Consider the following 15,602-nt stretch of genomic DNA (forward strand, 5'->3'; position numbering starts at 1 on the left):
GTCAGGGATGCGATCATCCTGATCATCTGCCAGTGTGTCGAGGATGGCTTCAACGCCCATCCGACCCTTGGAGGCTACGATCCCAAACTCAGCCAGATAGCCACGCAATGTGTTGATCAGCCTGGTCGACAATCGCACCCAATGATCTCGCACCCCGTGTAGAGCAAGAAGGGCTTGCTGATCGGGTGTCTTGATAGGCACGAACCGCATCGTCGGTCGCGTGACCGCTTCGCAAATCGCTTCGGCATCGCGCATGTCATTTTTCTGGCTCTTCAGGTAAGGCTTCACGAACTGGGGCGGCATTAGCTTAACCTCATGTCCGAGCGCTCTGATCTCTCGACCCCAGTGGTGCGCTGTCGCACACGCTTCCATGCCGACCAGACATGGCTCCAGCTTGCTGAAATAGGCGAGAACTCTCGACCGGCTCAGCTTGCGACGGACAACAACTGCGCCCTCAGCATCAATGCCGTGAACTTGAAAAACGGACTTGGCCAAATCCAATCCAATAACTGTGATAATCTTCGTCATAGGCGTGCTCCTAATGTTGGCGGTGTGGATACCTTCACATTACCAGCTCAGCAGAGCTGGGTGGGGCACGCCGTCCACAGCATCAAAAGCGGCCCGGAAAGGCCGGAATGCCTATTTCTTGGGTGCCAGGCGGATGATGCCATCGTCTTCCGCGGCGGGTTCACCGGTCGGGGCCGCTTCCAGTGCGGCGACGTCATCATCCTCTTCAAGACCGAGGTTGAGGTCGACTGCGGGGTCGCTGCCGAAATCGCCGCCGCCAAAGGCGCCCGACCCGATCAGGCGGGTTTCGCCCGTATCGCCGCCAAGGTTCAGGTTCAGGCTGCCTGAGGCTTCATTCGGTGTAGCGGTCGTGCTCGGAAGCGACAGGTTGAACGTGCCGGACGCGCCGTCCTCCGCTGCAACCGTCTGAACTTCGGCGGACTGGGTTTCGGTGCCCTGCGAACAGGCGACACCGGCAAGGGCGAAGGACGCGAGGGCGAAAGCAGTGATCGATTTCATGTTCATGCACCTGATCTTGCAGCGGCCATCAGTGGTCCGCAAGCTTCTGTTGCACAACGTCCCAGAAAATGGCGGCACTATCAATGCCGGACAGGGCCTTGATCGCCTGTACGCCGGTCGGCGAGGTGACATTCACCTCCGTCAGGCGCCCGCCAATCACGTCGATTCCGGTCAGGATCAGGCCGCGGCGCTTGAGTTCCGGGCCGATCGCCTCGCAGATTTTCATGTCGGCATCGCTGAGGTCTGCCTTTTCCGCCGTGCCGCCAACCACGAGGTTGGAGCGTACCTGGCCCGACTGCGGCCGGCGGTTGATCGCGCCGACCGGCTTGCCGTCGATCAGCATGATTCGCTTGTCGCCTTCGCTGACGGCCGGGAGGAAGGCCTGCACCATGACCGGTTCGCGTGATCGGGTGAAGAACACTTCCAGCAGGGAATCCATGTTGGAATCATCCGGCTTCAGGCGGAACACGCCCGCGCCGCCATGGCCATAGAGCGGCTTGACGATGATGTCCTTGTGGGTGGAACGGAAGGCGGTGATGTCACGGATATCGCGCGATACCAGCGTCGGCGGCATGAGCTCGGGATAGAGGAGCGGGAAAATCTTTTCCGGGCTGGAGCGCACGCCTTCGGGATCGTTCACCACCAGCGTCTCGCCCGACACCAGCTCCAGCAGGTGGCAGGCCGTGATGTAATTCATGTCGAAGGGCGGGTCCTGGCGCATCAGGATGACGTCGAGATCCTTTGCGAGGTCCAGCCTGACCGTCTCGCCGAAAATTCCCGGCGTGCCCTTGACCCGCTGCACCTTCGCCGGACGCGCCCAGGCCGTCACACGGCCCTGTTCGAAGGACATATGGTCCGGGCCATAGACGAAGAGTTCCGCGCCGCGCGCCTGCGCCACTTCGGCCAGCGCAAAACTTGTATCGCCGTCAATCTTGACGTCTTCCAGCGGATCCATCTGGATCCCGACTCGCAATGCCATGAAATACCCGCTCCCGTTCGCAACCGGCCAGGCGGATCAGGAGAGCGCCTGCCCGGTCAGTAATCCACACCGAGCAGTTCTGCATCGGTCTCGGTTCCATATGCAGGATCGGGCGCCGGATTGTAAGAGGGGGCCGCTTGCGTCGTCGGGGCCGGGGGCGTGGCGAACGGCTCGCGGATGCGGACATAGGAGACGACCTGTTTCACGCCGGCCACGACGCTCGCTTCATGGGCGGCGCGCTTCAATTCTTCCGCCGACCGCGCCGTGCCCATCAGGTAGACGACGCGGTCATAGGTCTCGATATTGTAGTTCAGGCTTTTCACCGTGCTCGACCCGATCAGGCGGGCGCGCACGCGGCCGGAAATGATCTCGTCCGACATGTTGGCAACGAAACCGCCCGCCGGCTCGATCTTGATCTCGTTGGCCACATCATGTGCCCCGACGGCGGTCCAGGCGATGCCCTCAGCCTCGACCCGGTCTTTCGGCGAATCCACGCGGCCCGACAGCAGCACCAGGCCGTCATTCACCTCGACATCGACTTCGGCAAAGCGGTTGAAGCTTTCCGACAGGAGCTTGGCCTTGATCTCGCCGGAGGTCGTCGTGTCATCGACCGTTTCGCCGAGGGTCTTGTCCTTGGCGGCGGCAAGTCCGACCGCGCCTGCAGCGCCAACGGCCGCAACGGCGCAGCCGCCCAGCGGCAGGGCAAGCAAGAGTGCAGCGGCAGCATAGCGCAGGGTCATGTCAAACACTCCAGTGGCAGGCGGTCCGGAACTCCGAAAGAATCACACTTGTCCAGACTTACGGCGAAAATCTGGCGGCGGCCAAGAAAAATGCCGCCGGAACTGCAATTCCGGCCGGGAATTGCGCCCCTGCGGGTTTGGGCTGGCTGTGCCCCGGCATGCGTGGTAGTGTTGGGCAGCTCATAAAAGAAGGAATTGAGACCCTGACTTCCAGCGCCCCGCGGACACTGCCCGCAAAGAGTGCCACACTTGAAGACATCCGTGCTGTGGCCGAAGCTCTCGCCAAGGCCCTTGAGGATGACAAGGCAGAAGACCTCCTGTTCATAGACCTGGACGGAAAATCCTCCCTCGCCGATTTCATGATCATTGCATCAGGCCGTTCTGGCCGGCATGTCGCTGCGCTTGCAGACCATCTGTCCCATACGGTGAAAAAGCTCACGGGCCGTCCGGCCAATGTCGAGGGCATGCCGAATGCCGACTGGGTTCTCATCGACACGGGCGACGTGATCGTCCACCTGTTCCGCCCGGAAGTGCGCGAGTTCTACAATCTGGAAAAGATCTGGGCGTCGGATTCCAGCGCCCACCGTGCCGTCCAGCACTAGGCGCCCATGCGGCTCACCATCCTGTCCGTCGGACGCCTGAAATCGGGCGCCGAACGCGACCTGTTTGACGAATATGTCAAACGGGCCCTGCCGGTCGCCCGCATTCTCGGTTTCCGGGGCATTGACGCGATCGAAGTGGCAAGCGGGGGCGGGCTGGATGCCGAGGCCGAGCGCATCCTCGCGAAAATCCCGTCCGGTGCCAGCGTCATCCGTCTCGACGAATTTGGCCGCAACGCGCCATCGGCCGCCTTCGCGGACCGTCTGGCGCGCCTGCGAGACCAGGGCGTCCCGGAACTCGTCCTCCTGATTGGCGGAGCAGAGGGCTATGGCGAGGCCGTGCGTCATGCCGCGCCCGACACGATGGCATTTGGCGCGCAGACATGGCCGCACAGGCTTGTCCGGGCCATGCTGGCCGAACAGGTCTATCGTGCCGTCACGATTCTGGCGGGCATGCCCTACCACAAGGCGTAATCTGAAATTTGCGGGGAAGGACTAGAAGAAGCCCCGAAGCTGAAATGGGGGGACGCAGCTTCGGGGCCCCTTGGTCAGACGGCTGGCTCTTGGGAGGGTTCAGTCGGGAGGGACTTCTCCAGCCATCTTGAAAACATTACGCGGTGACGCGCCTGTTGGTTCCCGGAAGTTGCAAAAATTCTTAACCGGCGAACAGGGACGGGTTTGGGGCCAGTGCCATGACCAGCATCACGGTTGCAAAAAGGCCCAAAGTGGCGACCGATACGGCTTTCGCTATCGCGTTTGAATAACCCATAACCGTCTCCTTCTTCTGTCCTGCACCGCAGATGGGGCGCCCGGCCCATGGTGAACAGTTTCTAAACGGAATAGGTTCTATGCGCGGCGCGTATGAGGCATTTTCGGGGCGCCGGGGCAGAAGCGATTGATCCGGCAGGGATGACAGCCTAGACCAGAATCCGGGACGGATCTGACAGAAGGCGGGGTGCTGCATGATTACGGCGGCAAAGGATTTCCTCAAAATCTACTGGCCGCTCGTCCTCGTGGCGATTGGCGGGCTTGTGCTCACGCTCATGTTGATGGATCCGGCCCCGCCGAAGACGATCAGGTTTGCCGCCGGTGCGCCGGGCGGCGCCTATTATGCCTATGCCGAGCGATACCAGCGCCTGCTGGCTGAGGAAGATGTCACGGTCGAGCTGATCCAGACGGCCGGGTCGGTTGAGAACCTGCGGCTTCTGGACGAGGGGCAGGCCGATGTGGCGCTTGTCCAGGGCGGCCTGGCCACGCGGGGCGACGCGGAGAAGCTGCGCTCCCTTGGCGGCCTCTTCCACGAACCCTTCTGGGTCTTCGTGCGCGACGAGACTGGCGCTACGCAATATGGCCAGTTGCGCAACAAGCGCCTCGCCATCGGTCCGGTCGGATCCGGCACGCGGCTGCTCGCCATCGAATTGCAGGAAGAATTTGACGGCGTTTGGCCGGACGCGGCGCGCAATACCCTGTCGGGAACTGCTGCGGCCGAGGCGCTCATCGCCGGACAGCTGGATGCGGCGGCCTTCTCGGCCTCGCCCGATGCGCCTTATGTACAGACCCTTTTGCGCGCGCCGGGCATCTCCCTGATGCCCTTTGAGCGCGCCGAGGCCCTGTCGCGCCGCCAGCCGGCCCTGGCGGCCGTCACCCTGCTACGCGGCGTGGTCGATATCGGGGCCGACCTGCCCGCCCATGATATTCCGCTCGTCGCCCCGGTGGCCCAGCTTGTGGTCGACAAGTCGATGCATCCGGCGATCGAGGCGCTGCTGGTTGATGCGGCCGCCGCCGTTCATCAGGATGGCAGCCTCCTTGCCCGCGCGGGAACCTTCCCGGACCCCGATGCGACCGACCTGCCGGTCAGCCGCCAGGCGGAGCGCTATTACGAGAACGGGCCGTCATTCCTGCGCCGCTATTTCTCGTTCGACGTGGCGAACTTCCTCGACCGCGCCTGGATTCTCGCCATCCCGCTCCTGACGCTGCTCTTCCCGCTCGTCCGGGCCGCGCCGCCGATCTACCGCTGGCGGGTGCGGCGCAAGATCTACATCTGGTACAAGGACCTGCGCGACCTTGAAGCGCGCGGCCGGTCGATGCCGACCAAGGAAGAGCGCGTCGCGATTACCGACGAGCTGGAAGACCTGCAGGCCGAGATCGGGGAACTCGATGTGCCGCTCTCCTATACCGACGACCTCTACCGGCTCCGCAACCATGTCGAATTCGTCAAGCATCTCGTGATGAACACGCGCCCGACACCGGGCCTTGGCATCTAGCTGAGGCCGGCGTCGCGCACGGCGGGAGCGTAGGTGCGCGAGACGGGCGCTTCGGTGCCGGATTTCAGCACGAGGACAAGCTTGCCCCCCTCCCGGCGCACATCGGCCACGCCGTCCTTCGCCACCCACCAAGACCTGTGCGTCTGCAGCCCGTCTGTGCCGCCGAGATCGCGCATCGCATCGGTAAGGCGCATCAGGATCAGTTCTTCGCCGAGACTGGTATGCACGCGCAGGTAGTGATCCTCCGACGATACGGCCCACAGGTCGGCGGTACGGTATTTCACCGGCAGCCGCTGCATGAAGCGCGCAATCACGTCCTGCGCTTCGGCCGCTTCCAGCAGTGGCGCCGCCGCCTGCGCCCGCGACACGACAAGGCCGCCGGTCACGATGACCACGCACACGGCATAGACGTAGAGATACTGCATCGGCAGCATGCCGGCATGTACCCGGCCGCCCAGCACAAGGTAGAAGGCGATCAGCGAGGCGGTCACTGGCAGGGCGATCAGTCCGGATGCCAGCGCGACCTGCAAAACCACGTTCTGCTGCGCAAAGTGCCGCTCGAACACCGCAGGAATGACCCAGACCGCTGCAACACCGCCTGCGCTCATCGTCACCAGCCACATGACGAAGCGCAGGGCGGCAGGCGAGTCGGATTCATACACGCCGAACCAGGTGAACAGGACCGAAAGCCCGGCCAGGATGGCGGCGGATCGCAGAAATTGCCTCACTCGCTCCGTCATATCGGCAAAGCCCCCTCGCATTTCGCGCTTCGTGAAGTGTTCTGGCTGCATTTCGCGAAGGATTCCAGTCACTCCATGCAAACGCGCTGGCGGCCGGGCAAGGGCGGCGGCACCTATGGGTCAGTACCCGACCGACAGGAGCACCCCATGACCGACACCGCCCTCACCAGCCCCTCCCGCAACACCCTTCGCGCCGCTGTGCGCGCCCGCCCGCATACAGTCACCCTGGCCATTGCCGTCATCCTCTATGGCGCGCTCAGCTATGCCATCCTTGCATCGTCAGGCAATCCGCCTGTGCAATTCCGCCTCGACCTGTCGCCACTGCTGCGCGCCTCCTGGGTGCTGCAGGCGCATGTCCTGGGGGCAGTTGCCACGTTTGCCATCGGGACTGTCCTGCTGCTCGGCGTCAAGGGCCGGGGCATGCACCGCATGCTCGGCTATGGCTGGGTCGGCACGATGAGCCTGACAGCGATTTCCTCCTTCTTCCTGATCGGCCTCAACGGCAACAGTTTCAGCTTCATTCATGCCCTGTCGGCCTGGACCGTGATCGTGCTGCCCATGGGCGTTGCCGCCGCCCGCCGCCGCGACATCAAATCCCACCGCAAGCACATGACCGGCATGTTTGTCGGCGGCATGGCGATTGCGGGCCTGTTCAGCTTCCTGCCGGGCCGGGTGATGTGGTCGATTTTCTTCGGCGTTTGATCTTTTCGTGCCTTACTGCCAGTCCCGAAGCCCGCTACACATGCAGAAAGCGGCAACAAGGGAGCGGAGACATGAAGCGCGCAATCGTCTTGATCGGCCTGATGGGGCTTGCGGCATGCCAGTCGTCCGGGCCGATCTCCATTCCCGGTATTACCCGGGGGCCGTCCAGCGCCGAAGAGGCGCTTGAAGCCTATTACAAGACGCTGCCGGATGATTTTTACCCCCGCGCGCCCGCTGGCCTGCCCCTGCCGCCGGCTGACCAGCCCATCACGCGCGTCCTGGTCGCCTCATGCATGGATGAGGAAAACAGCGCTGCGCCCGCGATGGACGTCATTGCGAAGGAAGACGCCGACCTGTTCCTGATGATCGGCGACAATGTCTATGGCGACCGTGACGGCAAGAATTATGTGAACAACCAGGCCGATCTCGACGAGCTCCGCGAGAGCTTCGGTGACCTTGCCGCCCGGGCCGAGTTCCAGGCCGTGCGCGCGGCCCACCCCATGATGGTGGCCTGGGACGACCATGACATGGGCGCCAATGATGGCGGCAAGGATTTTCCGTTCCGCCGTCTCGCAGAGCGGATCCATGAGCGCTTCTGGGGGCTTGAGAAGCAGGATGTCGGGGCATGGCCGGGCACCTATTACGCCCGCACGTTCGGCCCTGAAGGCCAGCGCACGCAGGTCATCATGCTCGACACGCGCTTTTTCCGCACGGCGCTGACGCCGACCGACGAATGGGGCGTGAAAGGCAAGGAACGCTACATTCCCTCCGCCGATCCAAGGCAGGACATGCTCGGCACCGACCAGTGGACATGGCTTGAAAACCAGCTGCAGCAGCCGGCCGACCTTCGCCTGATCCTCTCGTCGATCCAGGTGCTGCCAACGGATGCGCATGGCTGGGAAGACTGGTCGCGCCTGCCCATGGAGCAGGAACGGCTCTACAGGCTGATCAATGAGACAGAGGCGAATGGTGTCGTTTTCGTATCGGGCGACCGCCACACGGCGTTCCTGTACCGCAAGGAGGGCGTGCTCTCCTATCCCGCCTACGAGCTGACGGCCTCGTCAATCAATGTGGCTTTCTCGGAAACCACCGAGGAGATGGACAGCGCGCAGATCGGCGCCGGTTACCCGCCAGAGAATTTCGGCGCCATCGACATTGACTGGGCAACTGGCACCGCCGCCTTGTCCATCAAGGCCAATGATGGTGCAACTGTCCGCGAGACCTCGGTCAAGTTCAAATAGTCAACGTGTGCCGGCCGCCCGGCTTTCCACGTATCCAGGTAGGCGATGTCCGATACGCGTAATGTCTTTGTCCTGATCCTGTCCGTGATGATCGTCCAGATCGCGGGCGGGCTGCTCAGCATGCTTACGCCGCTGGGGCTGGAGTCCATGGGCACGGGGCCGCAGGTGATCGGTGTCATCGCGGGCTTCAACGCCGCCGGGTACATGATCGGGGCCTGGACGGCACCGCGGGCGCTGGGCCAGGTCGGCAATATCCGCCTGTTCGCCGCCGCGTCCGCCGTCAATGCCGTGACCGTGCTGTCCCTCTCGCTCTGGCACGATGCGACCTTCTGGGCGCTGCTGCGGATCGTGCAGGGCATCTGCTTTGCCTACATGTTCACCAGTATCGAAAGCTGGATGGGCGAAGCCGTGCCGGACAAGTCGCGCGGCAATGTCATGGGCATCTACCATACCGGCGCCAAGCTTTCCCTCATGCTCGGCCCCTTCTTCGTGGCGGGCATGTCCCCGCTCGACAGCCGGGCCTATGCCTGGGCGGGCCTGTTCCTGGCGCTCGCGCTGGTGCCGGTCTGCCTGACCCGCCAGAAGGAACCGCCGCCGCCCGACCGCAAGTCCATGCCGGTATCGGAACTGTTTTCCCTTGCGCCGGCCGCCGTGTTCGGCGTCTTTCTGGCAGGCGTCATCAATACGGGCACGCTGGCGCTTCTGCCGGTCTATTTCGAGCGCTTCGAACTTGCAGGCGGCGGAACGGCGGCAGTCGCGATTGCGGGTGCGGCGGCCTGGATGGGTGGCCTGGTCCTGCAATGGCCTGCGGGCGTCCTGTCTGACCGGATCGAGCGCCGCCTCGTGATTGCCGGCATGTGCACCATGTCCGGCATCGCCGCCCTGCTGATCGCCATTTTCGGTGTCGCCCTGGGCGAGATCGGCGTGATCGCCGTGCTCACGGTCTGGGGGGCAGGCGCCCTGTCATTCTATGGTCTCTGTGTCGCCCACGCGATTGACCGCGCACCGGGCGGCCGAGTGCCGCAGGTCATGTCCACTTTGCTGTTCGTCTGGGCCGCCGGGTCGATTGTCGGCCCGCTGATGTCAGGCTTCGCCATGCGCGTGGCCGATCGCGTCGGCCTGTTCGGGCTGTCGGGCGTCCTGCTGCTGATACTGGCCGCGATGATGATCATTCGCGTGCGCCAGAGGGCTGCGCCAAGCGAAGCCCAGCAGGAGGAGTGGAGCCCTGTCACGCCCACCTCGCTGGCCGGTGTGGAGCTGGATCCGCGCAATCCGGACGTCGAGCCCTGAGGCTGCATCCCGTTTCGCGTACCCAGCCAGTTGTCGGCACGAATAACCCTGTTATACAGCCCGCACTGATAGCGGGGCGGCGCGCGGCCTTCCTGCACGCGACGCAACCATCAAGGCATTCCATATGAACATTCACGAATACCAGGCCAAAGCGGTGCTGAAATCCTTCGGTGCCCCGGTCGCCGAAGGCGTACCCGTTCTCACCCTCGACGACGTCCAGAAGGCGGTCGACACGCTGCCGGGGCCGCTATGGGTCGTGAAAAGCCAGATCCACGCCGGCGGGCGCGGCAAGGGCAAGTTCGTGGAAGCCGAAGCCGGCGAAAAAGGCGGCGTACGCCTGGCATTCAAAAAGGAAGATGTCCTGGCCCATGCCAAGCAGATGCTCGGCCACCACCTTGTGACCGCCCAGACCGGTCCGGACGGCAAGCAGGTCAACCGCCTCTATATCGAAGACGGCGCTGACATTGACCGCGAACTCTACCTCTCCATCCTGGTCGACCGCGAAACCGGCAAGGTCGCCTTTGTCGTTTCGACCGAAGGCGGCATGGACATCGAGGCCGTCGCGCACGACACGCCCGAAAAGATCATGACCCTGCCGGTCGATGGCGGCGTCACCGCAGCCGACGCAGCCAAGCTCTGCGATGCGCTGAAGCTGGAGGGCACGGCGCGCGAAGACGGCATGAAACTCTTCCCGATCCTCTACAAGGCCTTCACCGAGAAGGACATGGCGATGCTGGAGGTCAACCCGCTGATCGTCATGGAAGACGGCCACCTGCGCGTCCTCGACGCCAAGGTCAGCTTCGACGGCAATGCCCTGTTCCGCCACCCGGACATCATGGAACTGCGCGACAAGACCGAAGAAGACGAGAAAGAGATCGAGGCTTCCGAATGGGACCTCGCCTATATCGCCCTCGACGGCACCATCGGCTGCATGGTCAACGGCGCAGGCCTCGCCATGGCGACCATGGACATCATCAAGCTGTATGGCGAAGAGCCAGCCAACTTCTGCGATGTCGGCGGCGGTGCCGGCAAGGAGAAGGTGGCAGCGGCCTTCAAGATCATCATGAAGGACCCGAACGTGAAGGGTATCCTCGTGAACATCTTCGGCGGCATCATGAAATGCGATGTCATTGCCGAAGGCGTGATCGCGGCGGTCAAGGAAACCAACCTCGCCGTGCCGCTGGTCGTGCGCCTTGAAGGCACGAACGTGGAACTCGGCAAGAAGATCATCGCCGAGTCCGGTCTCAACGTCATCCCTGCCGACGATCTCGACGACGCGGCCCAGAAAATTGTCAACGCGGTTCGCGGCTAAGGAATATTCATGTCCATTCTTATCAATAACAATACCAAGATCCTCACCCAGGGCATGACCGGTAATACCGGTTCGTTCCACACCAACCAGGCGCTGGCCTATTTCGGCACCAAGATGATCGGCGGCACGCACCCCAAGCGTGGCGGCGAGATGTGGAAGGCCGACAATGGCCAGGAGCTGCCGATCTTCGCGACCGTCGCCGAAGCCAAAGACAAGACCGGCTGCGACGCCTCGGTCATCTATGTGCCGCCAGCCGGCGCGGCGGCCGCCATCGAAGAGGCCATCGACGCGGAAATCCCGCTGATCGTCTGCATCACCGAAGGCGTGCCCGTGCTCGACATGGTTCGCGTCAAGGCCAAGCTCGACAAGTCCAAATCGCGCCTGATCGGGCCGAACTGCCCGGGCGTGATCACCGCCAATGAGTGCAAGATCGGCATCATGCCGGGTTCCATCTTCAAGAAGGGCAATGTCGGCATCGTCTCGCGTTCCGGCACGCTGACCTATGAAGCCGTGTTCCAGACCACGCAGGTCGGCCTCGGCCAGACAACGGCTGTCGGAATCGGCGGCGATCCGGTCAAGGGCACCGAATTCATCGACATGCTGGAAATGTTCCTTGCCGATGACGAGACGAAGTCCATCATCATGATCGGCGAGATTGGCGGCGGCGCTGAAGAAGAAGCGGCGCAGTTCCTGATCGACGAGGCCAAGAAGGGCCGCAAGAAACCGATGGTCGGCTTCATTGCCGGCCGGACGGCGCCAAAAGGCCGCACGATGGGCCATGCCGGTGCCATCGTGTCCGGCGGCAAGGGCGATGCAGAAAGCAAGATTGCTGCGATGGAGGCTGCGGGTATCCGGGTTTCGCCTTCGCCAGCGCGTCTCGGCACCACGCTTGTCGAGGTTTTGAAGGGCTAAGGCGCCCGGAATTTAGAAAGCCAGGGCGGCCGGAAGGCCCGTCTGGCGAGGCCAGGTTCTGACCGCGTCGGCCGTCCTGCTAAAAACTGTTCCTAGCGATAGGAACCGGCAAGGTTTCGTTCCTATATGTCGGGGAACGATTTGGTCCAGAGGACGGATGATACATGGCAGACGATGGCAGCCCGATGAATGGCGCACGCAGCAAGGGCAATGCTGCAATGCTGGACACGGCATTCCTGTACGGGGGCTCGGCCCAGTGGCTCGAACAGATGCAGGCAGCCTATGCCCGCGACCCGTCATCGGTGCCGGAAAGCTGGCGATCCTTCTTCGCAGAGCTCGGGGACGAGTCGGCAAGCGCTGCGGCCAATGCAGCGGGCGCCAGCTGGAAGCGGGCCGACTGGCCGCTGCAGAAAAAGGACGACCAGGTTGCCGCCTTTGACGGCAACTGGGCCGTCGCCGAGGCCAAGCTCGAAAAGAAGATCAAGGCCGAAAAACCCGGCGCATCCGAGGCCGACATCGCCCAGGCGGTGAAGGATTCCATCCGCGCGATCATGATGATCCGCGCCTACCGGATGCGCGGCCACCTGGCTGCCGATCTCGACCCGCTCAGAATCGAGAGTTTCGGGGACCAGCCTGAACTCAACCCGGAGACCTATGGCTTCACGGCTGCCGACATGGGCCGCCGCATCTTCATCGACTATTATCTCGGCCTCGAATACGCCACCGTGCAGGAAATGCTGGACATCCTGCGGCGCACCTATTGCTCGACGCTCGGCATCGAGTTCATGCACATTTCCGATCCGGTCGAAAAATCCTGGCTGCAGGAACGGATCGAAGGCCCCGACAAGGGCGTCGCCTTCACCACTGAAGGCAAGAAAGCCATCCTCGCCAAGCTGATCGAGGCGGAGACGTTCGAGCGCTTCCTGCACAAGCGCTATCCTGGCACCAAGCGTTTCGGGCTCGATGGCGGCGAAGCGGCTGTCCCGGCACTGGAACAGATCATCAAGCGCGGCGGCGCGCTCGGCGTCGAGGAGATTGTTGTCGGCATGCCTCACCGTGGCCGCCTCAACATGCTGGCCGCCGTCATGGGCAAGCCCTACGAGCAGATCTTCTTCGAATTCCAGGGCGGCAACACGCAAGGCGCCGACCAGTTCGGTTCCGGCGACGTGAAATACCACCTTGGCGCCTCGTCGGACCGTGTGTTCGATGGCAACGAGGTTCACCTCTCGATGAACGCCAATCCGTCCCACCTTGAGGCGGTCGACCCGGTCGTGCTCGGCAAGTCGCGCTCCAAGCAGGAAATGCTGCACCGGGAAACCGGCGAACTGGTGCGCACGAAAGTGCTGCCGCTCCTGCTGCACGGCGATGCCGCCTTTGCGGGGCAGGGGGTCGTGGCGGAATGCTTCGCCCTCTCCGGCCTCACCGGCTATCGCACCGGCGGGACGATCCACTTCATCGTGAACAACCAGATCGGCTTCACGACCAGCCCGATGTATTCGCGCTCTTCGCCCTATCCGTCGGATGTGGCGCTGATGGTCCAGGCGCCGATCTTCCACGTCAATGGCGATGACCCCGAAGCGGTCACCTATGCGGCAAAGATCGCCACCGAATACCGCCAGAAATTCGCCAAGGACGTTGTCATCGACATGTTCTGCTACCGGCGGTTCGGTCACAACGAGGGCGACGAGCCCATGTTCACCCAGCCGATCATGTACAACGAGATCAGGAACCACCCGTCGACCCGCGAACTGTATGGCCAGCGCCTCGTCGCCGAGGGCATCCTGACCGCTGAAGAGCATGAAAAGCAGGTCACGGATTTCGAGGCCTATCTCGAAGCCGAATTTGAAAAGAGCAAGAAATTCAAGGCCAAGAAAGCCGACTGGCTGGACGGCGAATGGAAAGGCTTCGGCCTGCCGGAGGATGACGAGCGCCGCGGCAAGACCGGGGTCGCCAAGAAGCGCCTGCAGCAGCTCGGCCAGACCATCACCACGGTGCCGGACACGATCGAGATCCACAAGACGCTCGCCCGCGTGATCGAAGGCCGTGCGACCGCCGTTTCCAAGGGCGATGGCCTCGACTGGTCGACCGCCGAGCATCTCGCCTTTGCCACGCTCCTCGATGAAGGCTTCCCGGTCCGCCTGTCGGGCCAGGATGTCGCGCGCGGCACCTTCTCGCAGCGCCATAGCCACTTCGTCGACCAGACGTCGGGCGAACGCTACACGCCGCTGAACCATATCAGCGACAAGCAGGCGCATTACGAAGTCATCGACTCGCTGCTCTCCGAAGAAGCGGTGCTTGGTTACGAGTACGGCTATTCGCTCGCCGACCCGAACACGTTGACCCTGTGGGAAGCCCAGTTCGGCGACTTCGCCAATGGCGCGCAGGTCTACTTCGACCAGTTCATATCGAGCGCAGAGCGCAAATGGCTGCGCATGTCGGGCCTCGTGATGCTGCTGCCGCACGGCTATGAAGGGCAGGGACCGGAGCATTCCTCCGCCCGTCTCGAACGCTTCCTGCAGATGTGCGCCGAAGACAATATGCAGGTCTGCAACCTGACGACCCCGGCGAACTATTTCCACGCCATCCGCCGCCAGATACACCGCGACTTCCGCAAGCCGCTGATCATCATGACGCCGAAATCGCTGCTGCGCCACAAACTGGCGACCTCTTCGCTCGACGACATGACGACCAAGTCCTCCTTCCACCGCATCCTGTGGGACGACGCCGAAACGCCGGGCCGCGAAGGCAAGGTCAAGCTGGCGAAGGACAACAAGATCCGTCGCGTCGTGATGTGTTCGGGCAAGGTCTATTACGATCTGTTCGAAGCCCGCGAAGAGCTGGGGATCGACGATGTCTACCTGATGCGGATCGAGCAGTTCTATCCGGTGCCGCGCCGGTCGATCATGCACGAGCTGAAGCGCTTCCCGGGCGCCGAGCTTGTCTGGTGCCAGGAAGAGCCGCGCAACATGGGCGGCTGGTCCTTCATCCGTGACGAGATCGAATGGTGCGCCACGCAGGTGGAGGCGAAGCTGCCCCGTCCGCGCTATGCCGGCCGTCCGCCATCGGCCGCCACGGCCACCGGCCTCATGTCCAAGCACAAGGCCGAAATGGCCGCCTTCATCAACGCGGCTCTTGGGCCTGATCCGGTCGATGACAAGATCGTCGCCTCCTGATCGCCCTTCCCAGATTTTCCAATACGGACCCAAACATCATGACCGATATCTCAGTCCCTACCCTCGGCGAAAGCGTCACGGAAGCCACTGTCGGCCAATGGCTCAAATCAGCCGGCGACGCCGTCAAGCGCGATGACGTGCTGGTTGAACTTGAAACCGACAAAGTCTCCGTCGAAGTCTCGGCGCCGGAAGACGGTGTCCTTTCCGAAATCGTTGCCAATGTCGGCGACACGGTGGAAATCGGCGCGCTGCTCGGCCGGCTCAATGCCGGTAAAGGTGAAGCCAGGGCCGCGCCTGCCAAGGCTGCAGCCGAACCGGCCAAGCCGGCTGCCAAGGTGGCTGCCCCTGCGCCGTCGGGCAGCAAGCTGACTGACGTGACCGTTCCCACCATGGGCGAAAGCGTTGCCGAAGGCACGCTCTCCACCTTCCTGAAAAAGGTCGGCGATACGGTGAAGAAAGACGAGACCATCGCCGAAATCGAAACCGACAAGGTGGCGCTCGAAGTGCCGGCCAGCGCCGATGGCGTGATTGCCGAACTGGTCGTGGCGGAAGGCGCCAGCGTCACGCCGGGCGCCGTGATCGCCCGTATCAGCGCCGGCGCCGCCGGTGCCGCCGCACCTGCCG

The 15,602-nt window shown here is 63.1% G+C and carries 15 protein-coding genes; 10 read left to right on the forward strand and 5 right to left on the reverse strand.

Going from position 1 to position 15,602, the window contains the following annotated elements:
* From VR74_RS04725 to VR74_RS04740, 4 genes are all read right to left on the reverse strand, one after another.
* Positions 1-528, reverse strand: a 528-nt coding sequence (locus tag VR74_RS04725) for an IS110 family transposase (protein WP_045694826.1), incomplete at its 3' end; no start/stop codon positions are given.
* Positions 529-639: 111 nt separating this feature from the next.
* Entirely contained in the window at positions 640-1,026 is a 387-nt protein-coding gene (locus VR74_RS04730) for a hypothetical protein (RefSeq protein WP_299949612.1), read from the reverse strand.
* Between the two features lie 28 nt (positions 1,027-1,054).
* Positions 1,055-2,005, reverse strand: a complete 951-nt coding sequence (gene gshB, locus VR74_RS04735) for a glutathione synthase (RefSeq protein WP_045694829.1) — start codon at positions 2,003-2,005, stop codon at positions 1,055-1,057.
* Positions 2,006-2,061: 56 nt separating this feature from the next.
* Positions 2,062-2,745, reverse strand: a complete 684-nt coding sequence (locus VR74_RS04740) for a BON domain-containing protein (RefSeq protein ID WP_299949614.1) — start codon at positions 2,743-2,745, stop codon at positions 2,062-2,064.
* Between the two features lie 266 nt (positions 2,746-3,011).
* Between VR74_RS04740 and rsfS the strand changes: the two genes are divergently transcribed.
* From rsfS to VR74_RS04755, 3 genes are all read left to right on the forward strand, one after another.
* Positions 3,012-3,347, forward strand: a complete 336-nt coding sequence (gene rsfS / locus VR74_RS04745) for a ribosome silencing factor (RefSeq protein ID WP_299949616.1) — start codon at positions 3,012-3,014, stop codon at positions 3,345-3,347.
* Between the two features lie 6 nt (positions 3,348-3,353).
* Complete coding sequence (locus VR74_RS04750) at positions 3,354-3,818, forward strand: 23S rRNA (pseudouridine(1915)-N(3))-methyltransferase RlmH (protein ID WP_045694830.1); 465 nt, start codon at positions 3,354-3,356, stop codon at positions 3,816-3,818.
* A gap of 488 nt (positions 3,819-4,306) precedes the next feature.
* On the forward strand, positions 4,307-5,608 hold the full coding sequence (locus VR74_RS04755; protein WP_045694832.1) for a TAXI family TRAP transporter solute-binding subunit: 1,302 nt from the start codon (positions 4,307-4,309) through the stop codon (positions 5,606-5,608).
* Here the strand turns inward: VR74_RS04755 and VR74_RS20515 are convergent.
* Positions 5,605-6,336 (reverse strand): LytTR family DNA-binding domain-containing protein, encoded by a 732-nt coding sequence (locus VR74_RS20515; RefSeq protein ID WP_299949618.1) that lies wholly within the window; start codon positions 6,334-6,336, stop codon positions 5,605-5,607. The two genes, VR74_RS04755 and VR74_RS20515, sit on opposite strands and share 4 nt — an antisense overlap.
* Positions 6,337-6,495: 159 nt before the next feature.
* On the opposite strand from VR74_RS20515, the gene VR74_RS04765 reads away from it, so the two are divergent.
* The 7 genes from VR74_RS04765 to VR74_RS04795 form a co-directional block, all read left to right on the forward strand.
* Positions 6,496-7,050 (forward strand): DUF2306 domain-containing protein, encoded by a 555-nt coding sequence (locus VR74_RS04765; RefSeq protein WP_299949620.1) that lies wholly within the window; start codon positions 6,496-6,498, stop codon positions 7,048-7,050.
* 71 nt (positions 7,051-7,121) lie between these two features.
* On the forward strand, positions 7,122-8,291 hold the full coding sequence (locus VR74_RS04770) for an alkaline phosphatase D family protein (RefSeq protein WP_045694833.1): 1,170 nt from the start codon (positions 7,122-7,124) through the stop codon (positions 8,289-8,291).
* 45 nt (positions 8,292-8,336) lie between these two features.
* The gene (locus VR74_RS04775) at positions 8,337-9,581 is read left to right on the forward strand and encodes an MFS transporter (protein ID WP_045694835.1); all 1,245 of its coding nucleotides are present in this window, start codon (positions 8,337-8,339) and stop codon (positions 9,579-9,581) included.
* Positions 9,582-9,705: 124 nt separating this feature from the next.
* A complete protein-coding gene (sucC, locus tag VR74_RS04780; RefSeq protein ID WP_045694836.1) occupies positions 9,706-10,893 on the forward strand; it encodes an ADP-forming succinate--CoA ligase subunit beta in 1,188 nt (395 codons plus the stop codon).
* Positions 10,894-10,902: 9 nt separating this feature from the next.
* Positions 10,903-11,805, forward strand: a complete 903-nt coding sequence (gene sucD / locus VR74_RS04785; protein WP_045694838.1) for a succinate--CoA ligase subunit alpha — start codon at positions 10,903-10,905, stop codon at positions 11,803-11,805.
* Between the two features lie 164 nt (positions 11,806-11,969).
* On the forward strand, positions 11,970-14,978 hold the full coding sequence (locus VR74_RS04790) for a 2-oxoglutarate dehydrogenase E1 component (RefSeq protein WP_045694840.1): 3,009 nt from the start codon (positions 11,970-11,972) through the stop codon (positions 14,976-14,978).
* A gap of 38 nt (positions 14,979-15,016) precedes the next feature.
* Positions 15,017-15,602 (forward strand): biotin/lipoyl-containing protein (locus VR74_RS04795; protein WP_045694842.1); only part of this gene is annotated, 586 nt, incomplete at its 3' end.

This window comes from Hyphomonas sp. BRH_c22 (assembly GCF_000961795.1).
In the GTDB taxonomy this organism is placed as follows: domain Bacteria; phylum Pseudomonadota; class Alphaproteobacteria; order Caulobacterales; family Hyphomonadaceae; genus Hyphomonas.

What these genes read in the sequence shown, in the direction of transcription:
- VR74_RS04755 (WP_045694832.1), top strand. Translation starts at nt 4,307, where the DNA reads ATGATTACGGCGGCAAAGGATTTCCTCAAAATCTACTGGCCGCTCGTC.
- VR74_RS04775 (WP_045694835.1), top strand. Translation starts at nt 8,337, where the DNA reads ATGTCCGATACGCGTAATGTCTTTGTCCTGATCCTGTCCGTGATGATC.
- sucD (WP_045694838.1), top strand. Translation starts at nt 10,903, where the DNA reads ATGTCCATTCTTATCAATAACAATACCAAGATCCTCACCCAGGGCATG.
- VR74_RS04740 (WP_299949614.1), bottom strand. Translation starts at nt 2,745, where the DNA reads ATGACCCTGCGCTATGCTGCCGCTGCACTCTTGCTTGCCCTGCCGCTG.
- VR74_RS04770 (WP_045694833.1), top strand. Translation starts at nt 7,122, where the DNA reads ATGAAGCGCGCAATCGTCTTGATCGGCCTGATGGGGCTTGCGGCATGC.
- gshB (WP_045694829.1), bottom strand. Translation starts at nt 2,005, where the DNA reads ATGGCATTGCGAGTCGGGATCCAGATGGATCCGCTGGAAGACGTCAAG.
- VR74_RS04765 (WP_299949620.1), top strand. Translation starts at nt 6,496, where the DNA reads ATGACCGACACCGCCCTCACCAGCCCCTCCCGCAACACCCTTCGCGCC.
- VR74_RS04730 (WP_299949612.1), bottom strand. Translation starts at nt 1,026, where the DNA reads ATGAAATCGATCACTGCTTTCGCCCTCGCGTCCTTCGCCCTTGCCGGT.
- VR74_RS04750 (WP_045694830.1), top strand. Translation starts at nt 3,354, where the DNA reads ATGCGGCTCACCATCCTGTCCGTCGGACGCCTGAAATCGGGCGCCGAA.
- VR74_RS04790 (WP_045694840.1), top strand. Translation starts at nt 11,970, where the DNA reads ATGGCAGACGATGGCAGCCCGATGAATGGCGCACGCAGCAAGGGCAAT.
- sucC (WP_045694836.1), top strand. Translation starts at nt 9,706, where the DNA reads ATGAACATTCACGAATACCAGGCCAAAGCGGTGCTGAAATCCTTCGGT.